General features: G+C 43.4%; 14 protein-coding genes, 1 tRNA gene and 1 pseudogene. 11 read left to right on the top strand and 5 right to left on the bottom strand.

Features of this window, described 5'->3' with window-relative positions; genetic code table 11:
* Positions 1-95: 95 nt before the first annotated feature.
* The 7 genes and pseudogenes from ffh (at position 96) to KSX81_RS18690 (ending at position 6,073) form a co-directional block, all read left to right on the top strand.
* Positions 96-1,418, top strand: coding sequence for a signal recognition particle protein (ffh, locus tag KSX81_RS18720; protein ID WP_004300796.1), 1,323 nt, complete (start codon positions 96-98; stop codon positions 1,416-1,418).
* Positions 1,419-1,574: 156 nt separating this feature from the next.
* Positions 1,575-2,456 carry a bifunctional methylenetetrahydrofolate dehydrogenase/methenyltetrahydrofolate cyclohydrolase FolD gene (gene folD, locus KSX81_RS18715; RefSeq protein ID WP_004321461.1) on the top strand — a complete coding sequence of 294 codons (882 nt, stop codon included), beginning with the start codon at positions 1,575-1,577 and terminating at the stop codon, positions 2,454-2,456.
* Positions 2,453-3,601: a CapA family protein gene (locus tag KSX81_RS18710; RefSeq protein WP_004300798.1), complete on the top strand. Its 1,149-nt coding sequence runs from the start codon at positions 2,453-2,455 to the stop codon at positions 3,599-3,601. The genes folD and KSX81_RS18710 overlap by 4 nt, the downstream gene beginning before the upstream one ends.
* Positions 3,602-3,665: 64 nt before the next feature.
* Positions 3,666-3,741: transfer RNA gene (locus tag KSX81_RS18705), tRNA-His, on the top strand.
* Positions 3,742-3,980: 239 nt separating this feature from the next.
* Complete coding sequence (locus tag KSX81_RS18700) at positions 3,981-4,214, top strand: PspC domain-containing protein (RefSeq protein ID WP_004300799.1); 234 nt, start codon at positions 3,981-3,983, stop codon at positions 4,212-4,214.
* 1 nt (position 4,215) lies between these two features.
* Positions 4,216-4,581, top strand: a pseudogene (locus KSX81_RS18695) (VOC family protein); the annotation flags it as partial.
* 133 nt (positions 4,582-4,714) lie between these two features.
* On the top strand, positions 4,715-6,073 hold the full coding sequence (locus KSX81_RS18690) for a transposase (RefSeq protein WP_217726205.1): 1,359 nt from the start codon (positions 4,715-4,717) through the stop codon (positions 6,071-6,073).
* Between the two features lie 231 nt (positions 6,074-6,304).
* Here KSX81_RS18690 and KSX81_RS18685 read toward each other — a convergent pair whose 3' ends face one another.
* Positions 6,305-8,170 (bottom strand): DNA polymerase III subunit gamma/tau, encoded by a 1,866-nt coding sequence (locus KSX81_RS18685; RefSeq protein WP_217725743.1) that lies wholly within the window; start codon positions 8,168-8,170, stop codon positions 6,305-6,307.
* 156 nt (positions 8,171-8,326) lie between these two features.
* On the opposite strand from KSX81_RS18685, the gene KSX81_RS18680 reads away from it, so the two are divergent.
* Positions 8,327-8,623 (top strand): FtsB family cell division protein, encoded by a 297-nt coding sequence (locus tag KSX81_RS18680; RefSeq protein ID WP_004300802.1) that lies wholly within the window; start codon positions 8,327-8,329, stop codon positions 8,621-8,623.
* A gap of 3 nt (positions 8,624-8,626) precedes the next feature.
* On the top strand, positions 8,627-8,968 hold the full coding sequence (locus tag KSX81_RS18675; RefSeq protein ID WP_004300803.1) for a hypothetical protein: 342 nt from the start codon (positions 8,627-8,629) through the stop codon (positions 8,966-8,968).
* A 100-nt stretch (positions 8,969-9,068) separates the two neighbouring features.
* On the opposite strand, the gene KSX81_RS18670 is transcribed toward KSX81_RS18675, so the two are convergent.
* Positions 9,069-9,671 carry an OmpH family outer membrane protein gene (locus KSX81_RS18670; RefSeq protein WP_004300804.1) on the bottom strand — a complete coding sequence of 201 codons (603 nt, stop codon included), beginning with the start codon at positions 9,669-9,671 and terminating at the stop codon, positions 9,069-9,071.
* A 27-nt stretch (positions 9,672-9,698) separates the two neighbouring features.
* Positions 9,699-9,932 (bottom strand): hypothetical protein, encoded by a 234-nt coding sequence (locus KSX81_RS18665; protein ID WP_004300805.1) that lies wholly within the window; start codon positions 9,930-9,932, stop codon positions 9,699-9,701.
* 133 nt (positions 9,933-10,065) lie between these two features.
* Here KSX81_RS18665 and KSX81_RS18660 point away from each other — a divergent pair, with 133 nt between their 5' ends.
* Positions 10,066-11,526 (top strand): aminoacyl-histidine dipeptidase, encoded by a 1,461-nt coding sequence (locus KSX81_RS18660; protein WP_004300806.1) that lies wholly within the window; start codon positions 10,066-10,068, stop codon positions 11,524-11,526.
* Positions 11,507-12,706 (top strand): endonuclease, encoded by a 1,200-nt coding sequence (locus tag KSX81_RS18655; protein WP_004300807.1) that lies wholly within the window; start codon positions 11,507-11,509, stop codon positions 12,704-12,706. Before KSX81_RS18660 ends, KSX81_RS18655 begins: the two co-directional genes overlap by 20 nt.
* Before the next feature lie 229 nt (positions 12,707-12,935).
* Here KSX81_RS18655 and KSX81_RS18650 read toward each other — a convergent pair whose 3' ends face one another.
* Together KSX81_RS18650 and KSX81_RS18645 are read right to left on the bottom strand one after the other, a co-directional pair.
* Positions 12,936-14,111 (bottom strand): mechanosensitive ion channel family protein, encoded by a 1,176-nt coding sequence (locus tag KSX81_RS18650; RefSeq protein ID WP_004311434.1) that lies wholly within the window; start codon positions 14,109-14,111, stop codon positions 12,936-12,938.
* Positions 14,112-14,252: 141 nt separating this feature from the next.
* Positions 14,253-16,070 (bottom strand): alpha-L-fucosidase, encoded by a 1,818-nt coding sequence (locus KSX81_RS18645; RefSeq protein ID WP_004304358.1) that lies wholly within the window; start codon positions 16,068-16,070, stop codon positions 14,253-14,255.
* Between the last annotated feature and the right edge of the window lie 77 nt (positions 16,071-16,147).

The following is a 16,147-nucleotide window of genomic DNA, read 5'->3' as shown; positions in this document are numbered from 1 at the left end:
ATTTTTGTACATTTGCAAGCTCAAATAAAGAGTAGACGGAAAAGTCCCTCTTTCGGCCAAGTAAATTGTAATTAGTAATTCGTAATTAAATAACTATGTTCGATAATTTAAGTGAAAGACTAGAACGGTCATTCAAGATTCTGAAAGGTGAAGGCAAAATCACCGAAATCAACGTGGCGGAGACGCTGAAAGACGTACGTAAAGCACTTCTCGACGCCGACGTAAACTACAAGGTGGCAAAGAATTTCACGGATACAGTGAAAGAAAAAGCGCTTGGCCAGAACGTTCTTACGGCTGTGAAGCCAAGCCAATTGATGGTGAAAATCGTGCATGATGAACTTACACAATTGATGGGTGGAGAGACAGCCGAGATCAACATTGACGCCCGTCCGGCAGTTATCCTGATGTCAGGTTTGCAGGGTTCGGGTAAGACCACCTTCTCCGGTAAACTGGCACGGATGCTGAAAACCAAGAAGAACCGTAAGCCATTATTGGTGGCTTGTGACGTTTACCGTCCGGCAGCTATCGAACAGTTACGTGTATTGGCAGAACAGATTGAAGTACCGATGTACTGCGAACTGGACAGCAAGAATCCGGTAGAAATCGCACAACACGCCATTCAGGAAGCCAAAGCCAAAGGATACGACCTCGTTATCGTCGATACAGCCGGACGTCTGGCAGTAGACGAGCAGATGATGAACGAGATCGCCGCTATCAAAAAAGCAATCAACCCGGACGAAATTCTGTTCGTGGTAGACTCCATGACCGGTCAGGACGCTGTAAACACAGCTAAAGAATTCAATGAACGTCTGGACTTCAACGGTGTGGTACTGACCAAACTCGATGGTGATACCCGCGGTGGTGCGGCTCTTTCTATCCGTTCGGTAGTGAACAAACCGATTAAATTCGTAGGTACAGGTGAAAAGCTGGAAGCAATCGATCAGTTCCACCCTGCCCGTATGGCCGACCGTATTCTCGGTATGGGTGACATCGTTTCATTGGTAGAACGCGCACAGGAACAATACGATGAAGAAGAAGCCAAACGCTTACAGAAGAAAATTGCCAAAAACCAATTCGACTTCAACGACTTCCTTAGCCAGATTGCACAAATCAAGAAAATGGGTAATCTGAAAGACCTCGCTTCCATGATTCCGGGAGTAGGAAAAGCAATCAAAGATATTGATATTGACGACAATGCTTTCAAGAGCATCGAAGCCATCATTTATTCCATGACTCCGGCAGAACGTTCCAATCCGGAAATACTGAACGGTTCACGCCGTACGCGTATCGCCAAAGGTAGCGGAACGACTATCCAAGAAGTGAATCGCCTATTGAAACAGTTCGACCAGACACGCAAAATGATGAAAATGGTGACTAGCAGCAAAATGGGTAAGATGATGCCTAAGATGAAAAAGTAATCATTCTGTAGATCCAAATCTAATGATAAGTAAAAAGAGGAAGTTTCGGCTCCCTCTTTTTTTATCCCCCCCATCTCTTGACAAAAATTCCAATCCCTTTGGAGAGTTCAGTTATTTATTTTACTTTTGTCCATCACCAATAAATACTCTGAAAATATGACTCTGATAGACGGAAAAGCAATTTCCGAACAAGTAAAACAAGAGATTGCAGCCGAAGTAGCCGAAATGGTGGCTCATGGCGAAAAACGCCCGCACCTGGCCGCTATTCTTGTAGGACACGATGGTGGTAGCGAGACTTATGTAGCTGCCAAAGTAAAAGCCTGTGAAGTATGTGGATTCAAGTCTTCCCTCATCCGTTATGAAAGTGACGTGACCGAAGAAGAACTGCTTGCCAAAGTACGTGAACTAAACGAAGACAACGACGTGGACGGCTTTATCGTACAACTTCCCTTACCCAAGCATATCTCCGAACAGAAAGTAATCGAAACAATTGATTACCGTAAAGACGTAGACGGTTTCCATCCGATCAACGTAGGCCGTATGTCCATCGGGCTTCCGTGTTATGTATCCGCTACTCCCAACGGCATCCTCGAATTGTTGAAACGTTATAACATAGAAACTTCCGGAAAAAAGTGCGTCGTACTCGGACGCAGCAATATTGTCGGCAAACCGATGGCTGCCCTGATGATGCAGAAAGCCTATCCGGGCGATGCCACAGTAACCGTATGCCACAGCCGTAGCAGAGACCTGGTAAAAGAATGTCAGGAAGCTGATATTATTATCGCTGCTTTGGGACAACCGAACTTTGTAAAAGCCGAAATGGTGAAAGAAGGCGCGGCAGTTATTGACGTAGGTACTACCCGTGTGCCGGATGCAACCAAGAAATCAGGTTTTAAACTGACCGGCGACGTGAAGTTTGACGAAGTTGCACCGAAATGCTCATTCATCACTCCCGTACCGGGCGGTGTTGGACCAATGACGATTGTATCGTTAATGAAAAATACACTCTTAGCTGGTAAGAAAGCTATTTATCAATGAGACATACCCTGTTTCTGATGATTTTGCTTCTCTCTTTGTCCTGCACCTCCCGGTCGCAGGCAAAGAGAGATTCTATCATTGACACCCTGTCGGACAGCCTTTCCGACAGCATCTTCCCCACCGACACCCTACGCCTCCTTTTCGTAGGTGACCTCATGCAACATCAGGGACAAATCAACGCTGCACGAACATCAACCGGCTATGATTACTCCACATGCTTTGCGTATGTCAAAGAAGAAATAAAGAAAGCCGACCTCTCCATCGCCAACCTGGAAGTGACATTAGGAGGCAAACCTTACAAAGGTTATCCTGCTTTCAGCGCGCCGGACGAATTTCTGACCGCAATTCACGATGCAGGTTTCAATGTTTTAGTGACTGCCAACAACCACAGTCTCGATCGTGGTAAATCCGGACTGGAGAGAACCATTCAATTAATAGACTCTTTAAAGGTTCCACACGCAGGCACGTATATCAACGCTGATGAACGCGAAAAGAAATATCCTCTTTTATTAGAAAAGAACGGATTCCGCATCGCCCTGCTCAACTACACGTATGGAACAAACGGCATCCCCGTTACCCCTCCTAATATCGTGAACTATATCGATACAGCCATCATCGCCAAAGATATTGAAGAGAGTAAAGCAATGAAGCCGGATGCCATCATAGCTTGTATGCATTGGGGAATCGAATACCAGTCACTCCCGGACAAAGAGCAAAAATTCCTCGCCGACTGGCTGATTGAAAAAGGAGTAAACCATATCATCGGCTCCCATCCTCACGTAGTTCAGCCCATCGAAGTTCGCACAGACAGCCTGACGAATGACAAACATCTCGTAGTCTATTCGCTGGGAAATTATATTTCCAATATGTCCGCCCGCCGCACTGACGGAGGACTGATGGTAAGAATGGAATTAGTAAAAGACAGCACTGTCCGCCTCAATAATTGTGATTATAGTTTGGTATGGACAGCCCGTCCCATTCAATCAGGAAAAAAAAATCATCAATTGCTCCCAGTCAATTTGCCGATTGATTCAATTCCTTTACAAGCACGTAACTCTCTGAAAATCTTTGTAAATGATGCGCGAACCCTTTTCAGCAAGCACAATCGGGGAATAAAAGAATATACTTTTTTCGAAAAAAAATAGCAGAATCTTTTGGAAATTAGAAGATAATATCTATCTTTGCACCGCGTTAGAGAAACGCAAACATGGTGGATGTAGTTCAGTTGGTTAGAGCGTCAGATTGTGGTTCTGAATGTCGCCGGTTCGAGTCCGGTCTTCCACCCAACAAAAACCCTTGTAAGTTAAATACTTATGAGGGTTTTCTGCTTTCAGGAAATAGGCATCTTAGAGAGCAAATCATGCTAAATCCTACCTAATATTCCTTGTTGTTGGTCTATTGTTGACCCCCAATTAAGTAAGTTAAAATGCTAACAAATAATACATAAATCTTTCCGTTTAACCCATAAACCAAATATATTCTCTATATTTGTGTAGCATTTGCATTAAAAGAACATAGTATATCATGGAAAATGAAAAGAAATTAACCCGCTCTTCCAATCGAATGATTGCAGGTGTATGTGCCGGAATAGCCGAATATTTCGGATGGGATGCTACTTTATTGAGAATAGTATATATATTGGCTACATTCTTCACTGCTTTCGCCGGAGTGATTATATATATTATCTTGTGGATTGTCATGCCGGGAAGAAAACCTTCAGACGGATATGAAGACCGCATGAATCAACGCCTACATTGATATGAAAATCAAGAATATCGACCATATCGTCATACCGGTGTCCGATATAGATAAAAGCCTACATTTCTACACAGAAGTCCTGGGAATGGAAGCCGATACAAGCAACCAACGCTTTGCCGTCAAGTTCGGTAATCAGAAAATCAATCTTCACGTAGGAAAAGCACAGTTCCTTCCTGCTGCTAAGCATCCTGCTTTCGGAAGTGCGGACATCTGTCTACTGACAGAAGGAAACATAGAGGAAATAAAAGTCGAAGTAGAATCCAAAGGAATAGAAATAGAAGTCGGTATAGTCCAGCGTCGAGGTGCGCAGGGTGCCATCCGGAGTATTTATTTCAGAGATCCGGATGGTAATCTGATAGAAGTAAGTAGGGATATTCCTAAAATAATAAAATTTAAGGCAACTAATTCATTGCGAGTTAGTTGCCTTTTTTGTATCTTTAAGCATTCCCCCCCAAAAACGGTTTGACGGCCAAAACGGGGGGAATTAAAAATAAAAACACATGGTAAAGATACAAAAAATCTCAGAAATCGAACCTTGTTTAGGTTTTACCGAGTTCGATATGCTTAAAAAATATCGTCAAAGTTTTGCAACGAGTGAATTAGGTCGACTCCATTCTCTGTTCCCTTTCTCGGAACTGGCCCGACAAATGCATTTGAAGTCCTCTCCTTTGGGGCGTAAAAGTTATTTTTCTCCCGAAGGTAAAATAGCCTTGATGGTCTTGAAGTCCTATACCAACTTTTCCGATGCACAACTGATTGAGCATTTAAACGGTAATATTCATTACCAGTTATTTTGTGGTATTCAGATTGATCCGCTTCATCCACTGACCAATCCTAAAATCGTCAGTGCAATTCGTCAGGAACTAGCGGATCGCCTTGATATTGAGTCCCTCCAGCTCATTCTTGCCGAGCATTGGAAACCTTATCTTGAGAACCTTCATGTCTGTATGACCGATGCCACCTGTTATGAAAGTCATCTGCGCTTTCCTACTGATACCAAACTCTTATGGGAAGGTATTGTATGGCTTCATCGTCATCTGTGCAAACATTGCCAGACCTTGCACATACAACGTCCCCGTAACAAGTATCTTGATGTACGCCGTGCCTATCTTGCTTATAGCAAACTGCGTAAACGCAAGAAATCACAGACTCGTATGATTACACGAAGGTTACTTCAGTTATTGGAAAAGTTACTTGACCAGCTGGAGCAGCTTCATTCATCCTACAGGAACAGGCTTACACTATCCTCTGATTACCAAAGACGTTTCTCGGTCATACAGACAGTCCTTGAGCAAGGGAAAAATTTATTTGCAGGCAAAAAAGTGTCCAACCGTATCGTGAGTATCGACCGGCATTACCTTCGTCCCATTATCAGAGGCAAGGAAACCAAATCCGTTGAATTCGGAGCCAAAGTCAACAATATACAGATAGACGGAATCTCCTTTATAGAACATATCTCCTTTAAGGCTTTTAACGAAGGAGTACGTTTGAAAGACTGTATTCATCTGCAACAACAACTGACCGGGGTCAGGGTTAAGGCGCTTGCGGCGGATTCAATCTATGCCAATAATGCCAACCGGAAATTTTGTACAAAATATCATATAAGTACTTCCTTTAAGCGTAAGGGCAGAGCTGCCAAAGATGAGCCGCTTCGGAAAATCTTACGGTCGGAACTCAGCCGTGAAAGAGCTACCCGCCTGGAAGGAAGTTTTGGAACGCAGAAACAACATTACTCACTGGCCAGGATAAAAGCTAGAAACAGGAAAACGGAAGTACTTTGGATTTTCTTTGGGATACATACAGCCAATGCGGTATGTATGATAGAAAAGGTCGAAAAGAAAAAAAGAAAGGCAGCATAATCTGACTAAAATAACAGGAAAAACAGGAGAGGTTTTAACTTCCCCTAAAAAAGACATGTACATAATGCAAGGGTGGGAAGGAAAAAACAAGAATATGTAAACAATATTGTACAAAAAAGATAGAAGACTGGGAGAGTTGAACGAAAAAATCAAGAGAAAAGCTCACGTAAAGCAAAGCTTTTCTCTTGATTTTTTAGAAAGAGGAACATTTACTGAATATCCCTAAGTACATTAATATAATTCCAGCCCGAACTCATCTTTCAGTTGCATCAATGCCTGATTCTTTTGAGCCATCATCTGGAATTTCTCGACACGTCCCACAGGACGTACTGTTTCTGTTGCCTCACTTACCCGCACTGTCATCATCACTTTACTGTTCTTCAGTCTGCCGCGAAGATAATCCTGCAATTCGGGAATCAAAGCTGTAAAATCCTTTGCAGCAAACTCATTATCAACCACCACTTCAAAAGTCGTTGAGTTGTTAAGCAACGCCGGACGGAGCATCTGCATACGTTTTGCAAGAGCATCCTGTTCTTTCGGCAACTGGCCGGCATACTCCTGCCAATAATAATTCAAATCCCGGTCATTGAACATAAAATCCTCTTCCGGTTGTTGCACCTTAGGAACATAAATTGTAGTCGCATTCTGCGATACTTGGTCACGCTGCGGATTCTTGATAGATACCCCCAAGCTGGACATCTTCATCACGGGAATTTTTCGTTCTTCCTTGGCAGTCTGAGCAACTCCCGCTCCTTGTGACGGAGCAGACGAAGCCGCACCAGGAGAAGCCGGTGCTCCCGGTTGCACAGCCGCAGAAGCCTGCGGATGCTGGGCAGTAGTGCCATTAGCAGCCTGTGTTGTAACTGAAGACGGAGACGAATGAACTGGAGCCTGCTGAACCTGAGTGGCAGAAGCTACCTGCGGCTGCTGTGCTGCGGCAGGCTGAGTGAATACGGGTTTTATAGTCTTCTTAGGGCCACGCCCACCACTCACGTCATCCCCCTCGGTGGTAAGCTGTGCAACCTGTATCAAGGTCAGTTCTACCAGCAAACGCTTATTTTTGCTGATGCGGTAATTCAAATCGCACTCATTACACAGCTTCATAGCCCGGTACAAGAAAGGTAACGGACATTTCTGCGCCTGTTCCTGATAACGTTGGCGTATGCTCGCTCCCACTTCCAGTAAAGGCAATGTCACCGGGTCTTTCCCGACCAACAAGTCACGGAAATGAGACGACAATCCGGTAATAAAGTGACTTCCGTCAAAACCTTTATTCAATATATCATTGAAAAGCAACAATGCGTCGCTCACCTTGTTTTCGAGGAAGCAATCCGTCAGACGGAAATAATATTCATAATCAAGTACGTTCAGATTATCAATCACACTCTTATAGGTGATATTTCCTCCGGTGAAACTAACCACCTGATCGAAGATAGACAATGCATCACGCATACCACCGTCCGCCTTCATGGCTATCACGTTCAGCGCTTCCGGCTCTGCCGTGATTCCTTCTTTCGAAGCAACATACGACAGATGATTCACCGTATCTTCCACGCTTATCCGGTTAAAGTCATAAATCTGACAACGTGAAAGAATGGTAGGAAGAATCTTATGCTTCTCCGTCGTAGCCAGAATAAAAATCGCATGACGGGGAGGTTCTTCCAGCGTTTTTAGGAACGCATTGAAAGCAGATGCCGAGAGCATGTGCACCTCGTCGATGATATATACCTTATACTTACCAATCTGTGGCGGGATACGCACTTGCTCCACCAACTGGCGAATGTCATCCACCGAGTTATTAGAAGCAGCATCGAGTTCGTGAATATTATATGACCGCTGTTCGTTGAAAGCTACACATGACTCACACTGATTGCAAGCCTCTCCGTCAGCGGTAGGCGTCATACAATTAATGGTTTTGGCAAAGATACGCGCGCAAGTCGTTTTTCCTACCCCGCGCGGTCCGCAAAACAAATAAGCATGAGCCAGTTTTTGGGTAGCAATTGCATTTTTCAGCGTAGTAGTCAACGCCCGCTGCCCCACCACCGATTCGAACGTGGACGGACGGTATTTACGGGCTGAAACAATATAGTTTTCCATATCCGGGATTCTCTCTGTTTTTGAAATTTCGCTTATTCTGCAAATGTACACAAAAAAAGTGATAAGTAATAAGGGATAAAGAGAGAAGTTTTGAAGCCGAAGCGATAAGTTTTTAAGTTATTAGTTTTATCTTTGCAGATATTAAAAGGAGAAATTATGGGTAAACTAATCAGTATCTGGAGTTTCATATGCAGACGCAAGTACCTCATTACGGTCGTTGCATTTGCTGTTATCATTGGCTTTCTGGACGAGAACAGCCTGGTTCGTCGTTTCGGATATGAACGGGAAATCAGCCAGTTGAAAGAAGAGATAGAAAAGTACCGGGCAGATTACGAAGAGAACACCAAACGTCTCAACGAAATAAGTACCAATCCGGACGCCATCGAACAGATCGCCCGTGAAAAGTATCTGATGAAGAAACCCAACGAAGATATTTACGTTTTTGAAGATTAAAGAATGAAACAATTAGTACCCGCCCTTTTCACCGCAGGCGCCATAATGGCTCTCACCGGAGCAGCTGTGTTTATTACCGGATGGATATACGCTCCTTACATATATACTGTTGGAGCCGGATGTATCGCATTGGCACAAGTGAACACACCCGTCAAAGGAAAGAGCAAAACATTGAAACGCCTGCGTGTTCAGCAGATATTCGGCGCACTGGCACTTATCCTGACCGGAGCCTTTATGTTTACCACACGAGGCAATGAATGGATTGCCTGCCTCACAGTTGCTGCCATCCTCGAACTTTACACCGCTTTCCGTATTCCACAGGAAGAAGAAAAAGAAAGGTCATAAAAAAAGCCCGTTCATAGCTTTTCAGTCTTGAACAGGCATCACTTTTTTTAATTCGATAATGTTTCGTCCTTTTATAAAGAACGGAACAGTTTTATATCATTTATTTCTTCACAGGTGAATATCTTGCATTCAACCCGTCAACAATTTCTTTTGTAATATTGAAAGTGCTGTCAGCATAAAGCAGGTTATCGAAACCAGTGTTGCTGAAGATCAGGCTATATCCGTGAGTCTTATTATATTCTTTCAGGAAAGCGTTGATAGAATCGCGGAACTGCAAGCTATTCTTGTTGTTCTCTTCCATCAAACCATTCTGAAGTTTGTTGCTCAACTCTTGCAAATCTTGTTCCAACTTCACCAGACGGTTGTACTCTTGCTGCGCTCTATCTTGTGACAGGAAAGCATTGTTTTCAACTTTCTTCTGAAAATCTTGCTTTTCCTTGTTCAAAGAGGTAGCCTTCTGATTCAATGTCATACGAACGTTTTCGCTCTTCTTTACCATCGCCTCATTCAAGTCAATACAGAAATTGTATTTGGCAAGCAGCGTATCTATTTCAACATAGGCAATTTTCATTCCTGACAGTTCGGCATTAGCCTGAGCCGGAGCATTGGTAGTTTGATTGTCAGTTTTGCCAGCACATTGTGAAAATAAAACGATAAACGCAAGAGCAGCCAAACCGTTCATGAGGTAGTTCATTCTATTCATAATTAATAAGTATTGTTTTTAATAAATTTAATTCATACTATCGTTCAAGGCTTTTTCCAACTCGTTAATAGAAAAACGCGGCTTCTTTTGTGCTTCGCGATCTTGCGACTGTGCGCATCCGATTCCTTTCTGACGCAACGCTTTATTCCCACTCACGTGACCATTCGGGAATTTCCCACCCTTCGTAAAGAATACTTTCACCCCTAATAATACCAGGGAAATAGCAACTATTAACAAAGTTATCAGTATAGTCTCAACCATTTCTATTAATTTTGTGAGTGCAAAGATAGGCTTTAATGAGATATGAGTTCAGATAAGTCAATCAAATTAACCATATTTAGCAATAGAAGAAGCGAAAACAACCCTTCTATTCCTATTATAAAATAGAAACAGCATGGAAAAAAAAGACTTAAAGCCGGCTGGCGTATTCAAGTATTTCGAAGAAATCTGCCAAGTGCCACGCCCTTCGAAGAAGGAAGAGAAAATGATTGCCTACCTGAAGGCATTCGGAGCAAAACATAATCTCGAAACCAAGGTGGACGAAGCCGGTAATGTATTGATTAAAAAGCCCGCTACTCCGGGAAAAGAAAATCTTCAAACCGTCGTTCTGCAATCGCATATCGACATGGTGTGCGAAAAGAATAACGATGTTCAACATGACTTCCTCACCGATCCCATCGAAACTGAAATTGACGGTGAATGGCTGAAAGCCAAAGGCACAACCCTCGGAGCCGACAACGGTATCGGTGTAGCTACCGAGCTGGCTATCCTGGCTGACGACAGCATTGAGCACGGCCCGCTGGAATGTCTGTTTACTGTAGACGAAGAAACGGGGCTTACCGGAGCTTTTGCCCTACAAGAAGGTTTTATGAGCGGTGACATCCTTCTGAACCTTGATTCGGAAGATGAAGGAGAAATCTTTATCGGATGTGCCGGAGGTATTGACTCCGTTGCAGAATTTACGTATAAAGAGGTAGAAGTTCCCGCCGGATATTTCTTCTTCAAGGTGGAAGTGAAAGGTTTGAAAGGCGGTCACTCCGGTGGTGACATTCATTTGGGACGGGGCAATGCCAACAAAATACTGAACCGTTTTCTTTCACGCATGGCTGGCAGACATGATCTGTACCTTTGTGAAATCAACGGAGGTAATCTGCGTAACGCTATTCCCCGCGAGGCTTATGCCATCTGTGCTGTTCCCGAAGACGCCAAGCATGATGTCCGCACCGAACTGAATATTTTCACCAGCGAAATGGAAGACGAATTATCCGTTGTAGAGCCTGACTTAAAGTTGGTACTCGAATCGGAAGCTCCCCGTAAGATAGCTATCGACCAGGATACCACTACCCGCTTATTAAAAGCTCTGTATGCAGCTCCTCACGGTGTATATGCTATGAGCCAGGATATTCCCGGACTGGTGGAAACGTCTACCAATCTGGCATCTGTCAAGATGAAACCGAATCATATCATCCGTATTGAAACCAGTCAGCGAAGTTCTATACTGTCCGCACGCAACGATATGGCGAACACGGTTCGCGCCGTATTCCAACTGGCAGGAGCTAATGTTACGTTCGGTGAAGGTTATCCGGGATGGAAACCGAATCCACATTCGGCCATCCTCGAAGTAGCAGTTGAATCATACAAACGCTTATTTGGTGTAGATGCGAAAGTTAAAGCCATCCATGCAGGATTGGAATGTGGTCTGTTCCTTGATAAATATCCAACGCTGGATATGATCTCTTTCGGACCGACACTGACAGGTGTTCATTCTCCTGACGAACGAATGCTTATTCCTACTGTAGAAAAGTTCTGGAAACACCTGTTGGACATCCTGGCACATGTACCTGCCAAGAAGTAGCGGGCAAATAAGTCAACATAAAGAAGAGTATGGTAACAGTCAAAAAAGAATAGCTGTTATCGTACTCTTTTTTACTATGATTTTATCAGGTGTAAGTTTCCTCGCTCCTTCCAATATCATTGCACAAGAGGTTCACGGCAGACAAGCCTCCTCTCAACAAGAAAGAATCTCTTTCCGTGTTGTAAGTTGGAACATAGAAAACCTGTTCGACACACACCACGACAGTCTGAAGAACGATCATGAATATCTTCCCGATGCGATACGTCATTGGAATTATAGCAGATATAAGAAAAAACTGGCTGATGTTGCCCGTGTAATTACTGCTATTGGCGAATGGAATCCTCCCGCATTAGTTGGATTATGTGAAGTAGAAAATGATACAGTGCTTCGTGACCTTACCCGTCGTTCTCCTTTAAAAGAGCTCAGCTATCGTTATGTAATGACCAACTCCCCTGATTTAAGAGGAATTGACGTAGCCTTGCTTTATCAACGGGATCTATTCAAACTATTATCTTCCCGTTCCATCTCCATTCCTCCGTTTAAGCAGCACCGTCCGACAAGAGATTTGCTACACGTCAGCGGGCTTCTACTGGCGGGAGATACACTCGACGTATTTGTCTGCCACTTCCCCAGCCGTTCGGGTGGAGCCAAAGAATCGGAACCTTATCGTTTATATGTAGCTCACATACTGCGTACGGAAGTCGATAGCATTATGAATATTCGTTCTCATCCGCAAGCCATTATCATGGGGGATTTCAACGATTACCCGACGAATCAGTCCATTCTGAAAATACTGAAAGCCGAAGCGCCTCCTGTTAAAACCAATGACCTAGCTTCAACAACCGACTCCGCCAACGCCTCAACAGTTACCCCCTCCTCACTAAAACTATATCATCTACTTGCCCGAAAAGCAAAATCAAAAAACTTCGGTTCTTACAAATTTCGTGGTGAATGGGGATTACTCGACCACTTGATTGTATCAGGCACGCTATTAAATCAATCAAATCACTTTTTCACTAGCGAAGAAAAAGCAAATGTATGCCTTCTCCCTTTTTTACTGAAAGACGACGAAAAATATGGTGACAAAGAACCTTTCCGCACTTATAAGGGAATGAAATATCAAGGAGGCATCAGTGACCATCTTCCTATCTACACAGACTTTGAATTGATTGTATATTAATTATGGCAAACGATAGTAGCCAATATTATCAGGTTATTACAAATAAAGATAGTCAACCATTATCAGAGAAGTACAAACGCCGCTACAGCATACTCTGACAAGAGACTATTCTCATCGTAGTGAGAATACTTGAGAAATATAACGCCTCATCATAGCTTCATAAATTAAATTATCAAACAAGAGTTCCGAACTTCTATTTCTCCATGTCCTCTATGATGCAAATGATGAATTAGTCCGAATACTGATAAACCTTCAAATCGAACTTCGGAACCATTGCCAGCAAATGGTCGAAGATATCCGACTGAATACGCTCGTATTCTTTCCAGACCTTATTGCGGGAGAAGAAATAAACCTGAATAGGTACTCCGTACATCGTAGCTTCTTTCTGACTGATAATCAAATCCAACTCCTGATTGACCACAGGCAGACTACACAAATAGCGTTCAATATATACCCTGTACACTTGAGAATTGGTAGGAACGACTCCTTCTTCCGGCTGATAATCCGCCATTAATGGAATTTCTTTCCGGTAACGGTCCAACATTTCCGGAGTACAGAATTGAAGTGTAGTCAAATCCAAAGTTATACTCTTCATCACCCGTCGTCCTCCCGACTGTGTCATTCCCCGCCAATTCTGAAAAGGACTGCTCACTAATGTATAAGGAGGAATAGTGGAAATGGTATTATCAAAATTCTGGATCTTGACTGTATTCAGCGTTATTTCCTGTACAATGCCATTTGCGTCACCGGAAGGAAGCGTCACCCAGTCCCCCGGACGAACCATATCGTTGGCAGAAAGCTGGATACCCGCCACAAAACCTAATATGGAATCTTTGAATACTAACATTAAAATAGCCGCTGAAGCGCCCAAGCCCGCAAACAAAGTAGCCGGAGACTTATTCACGATAATAGCAATGATTACAATCCCGCCAACAAAGAAAAGAAGCACCTGCAACACTTGGATAAAACCTTTCATCGGGCGGTCTTTCATCGACTCTCTTCCGTCATAGATATCCATTATCATCAACAGAATCCCATTTATAGCCAATAGTAAAGAGAAAATAATATAAATGACGCACGCCTTCTGGGAAATCAGCAACAGCTCTTTTCCACGGATAAAAGCCATCGGCAACAACGAATAAACCAGAAAAGCCGGGATGGTATGAATCAAATTATGAAATACCCTACGCTTCATCAACAATGTATTCCATTGATGAGGTTTACGTCTCGTATACTGTTTCATACCTCCAATAAGAATTGCCTGGCAAAGATAATTCAAAACGATAGCAACCACTATCATCAGTAAAGCCATAATAGTCTCATCAAAACGATCGGCAACAGCCGGATCTATTCCCCAATTAATGAGGGTTTTATTCATCCATTTTCCTAAATCTACTACTAACATAACTTCTGTCTTTTTTTATAAATAACAGTAAAATATTCATTTGGTTTAGAAAAAAAGAGACTAGTATCCGATTTATCAAGAATCAAGACACCGGTCTCCACTGCTACTCTCTAAGCATATCATTTTTCGATGAGGGCTCCATCAGGGAATCACCATCACCCCTATTTCATTCATATTTACTTTAGCAACGGTAGCATCAGGTGTAGTGGCCTCCAGTTTAATGAAACGTGCCTGTACTTTCTGACTGAAAGCAACCGTCTGTGGCAACGGATTATGCATAATATTGCTGAACTCTCCACTGGCAGGCACTTCTTTCCAGCTCTTACCATCCATGCTTACAAAGAATTGATAACGGAATGCCATCGTCGGCTTTGCCTCCGCTTTTGAAGGCGCGTACGTGAAACTGCTCAATGTTACCGTCTTCCCCAAATCAATCGTTAATGGAGAAGCAGCAACCTGTTTCCATCCGGAACGCGGCAAATTATTCCAGTCTTCTTTCGTTGTTTCTTCCTGCAAAGGTTCTGCATAATAAGCGGCAACCTGACTAACGTAAGCAGTCAACCGGCACTCGTCTATTCTCACCCGGAGCTTATTGGCATTAACTGCCGGAAAGCGCAACATACGTTTATATCCTATCGTCGTACCTTTTCCTACTTCTTTCCAGCCATTATCCGTCAAGGCTTCCACAGTAAAAGCCTCTACCCTCTGCCCTTTCGTTATATCTTCCTGCAACATGACCAGATTGATTTCCGATTTGGACTTCAAGGCATAGACAGCCTCACCGCCCGAAGTAGTGCTCCAGTATTTTCTTCCGTTTTTCACCCGGTTGTCAGCAAACGTTTGTTGCCGATAATCAGCAAACTCTTTCAACCGCTTGATATCAGCTTCATGAATCAGTCCCCTCCGGTCAGGTGGAATATTCAACAGGAGCACTGAATTATATCCTACCGACTGGAAATAAATATCTGATAAATGCTTCAAAGATTTCACTTTACCATCTTCCTCCGCATGATAGAACCATCCCGGACGGATAGATACGTCGACTTCCGAAGGATACCAGAATAATTCCGTAGCTTTCTCCAATATCTTACGACTTCCCAAATCCTCTGCTTTACTGAAAACACCCAAACGTTTGTTGTTCTCTTGTGAACGGGCATATATACCGGGAGTCAACACAGTTGCGTTCCATTCCGTTTCACGGCCTACTCCTTTCTCGTTTCCGACCCAGCGGACATCATCCCCCATAATTGCCATCACAGCTTTGGGTTGGAGGCGTTGGATGGTTTGGTAAAAAGCGTCCCAGTCATACACTTGCTTCTTTCCGTTCGGACCTTCTCCATTCGCCCCGTCGAACCAGACTTCATGTACTTCACCATAATTGGTGAGCAATTCCGTCAATTGCCGAATAAAAAAATCATTGTAACGGGGAGAGTCTCCATAACATTCCGCATTCCGGTCCCAGGGAGAAAGATATACTCCGAACTTCATATCATATTTGTCACAGGCAGCACGAAGTTCTTTCACTACATCGCCTTGTCCGTTTTTCCAGGGAGAAGAGGCCACGGAATGTTTGGTAGTAGCCGTTGGCCAAAGGCAGAAACCGTCGTGATGTTTTGCAGTCAGAAGCACCATTTTAAAGCCGGCTTCCTTGAGGGTACGTACCCATTGTTCAGCATCCAGTTCCGAAGGATTAAAGAGCGCGGGATCTTCTTTCCCGTCCCCCCATTCACGTCCGGTAAAGGTGTTGATACCAAAATGAAGGAAAGCTGTTAATTCCATTTGTTGCCAAGCGTATTGCTGTGGAGTAGGTACCAGACGCGCTGCCATATCAACCTTCTGTTCGATAGTTGCACTTTGAGGAAATTCAACATGCTTCACATAGTAATTTTCTTTTTTCTGCGCCTGCGCTCCACTCATGAGAGTAACAGACAATAAAAGAGAGGTTAGTAGTTTATTCATGGTCTATTAATTATTGCAATCGTACAAAGATAAAATAAAGGTGCAGATTTCACGATCCTCATGGAATATTTTCTTAC

It is taken from the genome of Bacteroides sp. MSK.18.37 (assembly GCF_019129155.2).
Lineage (GTDB): Bacteria > Bacteroidota > Bacteroidia > Bacteroidales > Bacteroidaceae > Bacteroides > Bacteroides ovatus.
The sequence above is the reverse complement of the archived record's forward strand: the minus strand, read 5'-3'. Positions and strand labels throughout refer to the sequence as shown.

Excerpts from the sequence above, each read along its gene's own strand:
- ffh (WP_004300796.1), top strand. The coding sequence starts at position 96 with ATGTTCGATAATTTAAGTGAAAGACTAGAACGGTCATTCAAGATTCTG.
- folD (WP_004321461.1), top strand. The coding sequence starts at position 1,575 with ATGACTCTGATAGACGGAAAAGCAATTTCCGAACAAGTAAAACAAGAG.
- KSX81_RS18710 (WP_004300798.1), top strand. The coding sequence starts at position 2,453 with ATGAGACATACCCTGTTTCTGATGATTTTGCTTCTCTCTTTGTCCTGC.
- KSX81_RS18700 (WP_004300799.1), top strand. The coding sequence starts at position 3,981 with ATGGAAAATGAAAAGAAATTAACCCGCTCTTCCAATCGAATGATTGCA.
- KSX81_RS18690 (WP_217726205.1), top strand. The coding sequence starts at position 4,715 with ATGGTAAAGATACAAAAAATCTCAGAAATCGAACCTTGTTTAGGTTTT.
- KSX81_RS18685 (WP_217725743.1), bottom strand. The coding sequence starts at position 8,170 with ATGGAAAACTATATTGTTTCAGCCCGTAAATACCGTCCGTCCACGTTC.
- KSX81_RS18680 (WP_004300802.1), top strand. The coding sequence starts at position 8,327 with ATGGGTAAACTAATCAGTATCTGGAGTTTCATATGCAGACGCAAGTAC.
- KSX81_RS18675 (WP_004300803.1), top strand. The coding sequence starts at position 8,627 with ATGAAACAATTAGTACCCGCCCTTTTCACCGCAGGCGCCATAATGGCT.
- KSX81_RS18670 (WP_004300804.1), bottom strand. The coding sequence starts at position 9,671 with ATGAATAGAATGAACTACCTCATGAACGGTTTGGCTGCTCTTGCGTTT.
- KSX81_RS18665 (WP_004300805.1), bottom strand. The coding sequence starts at position 9,932 with ATGGTTGAGACTATACTGATAACTTTGTTAATAGTTGCTATTTCCCTG.
- KSX81_RS18660 (WP_004300806.1), top strand. The coding sequence starts at position 10,066 with ATGGAAAAAAAAGACTTAAAGCCGGCTGGCGTATTCAAGTATTTCGAA.
- KSX81_RS18655 (WP_004300807.1), top strand. The coding sequence starts at position 11,507 with ATGTACCTGCCAAGAAGTAGCGGGCAAATAAGTCAACATAAAGAAGAG.
- KSX81_RS18650 (WP_004311434.1), bottom strand. The coding sequence starts at position 14,111 with ATGTTAGTAGTAGATTTAGGAAAATGGATGAATAAAACCCTCATTAAT.
- KSX81_RS18645 (WP_004304358.1), bottom strand. The coding sequence starts at position 16,070 with ATGAATAAACTACTAACCTCTCTTTTATTGTCTGTTACTCTCATGAGT.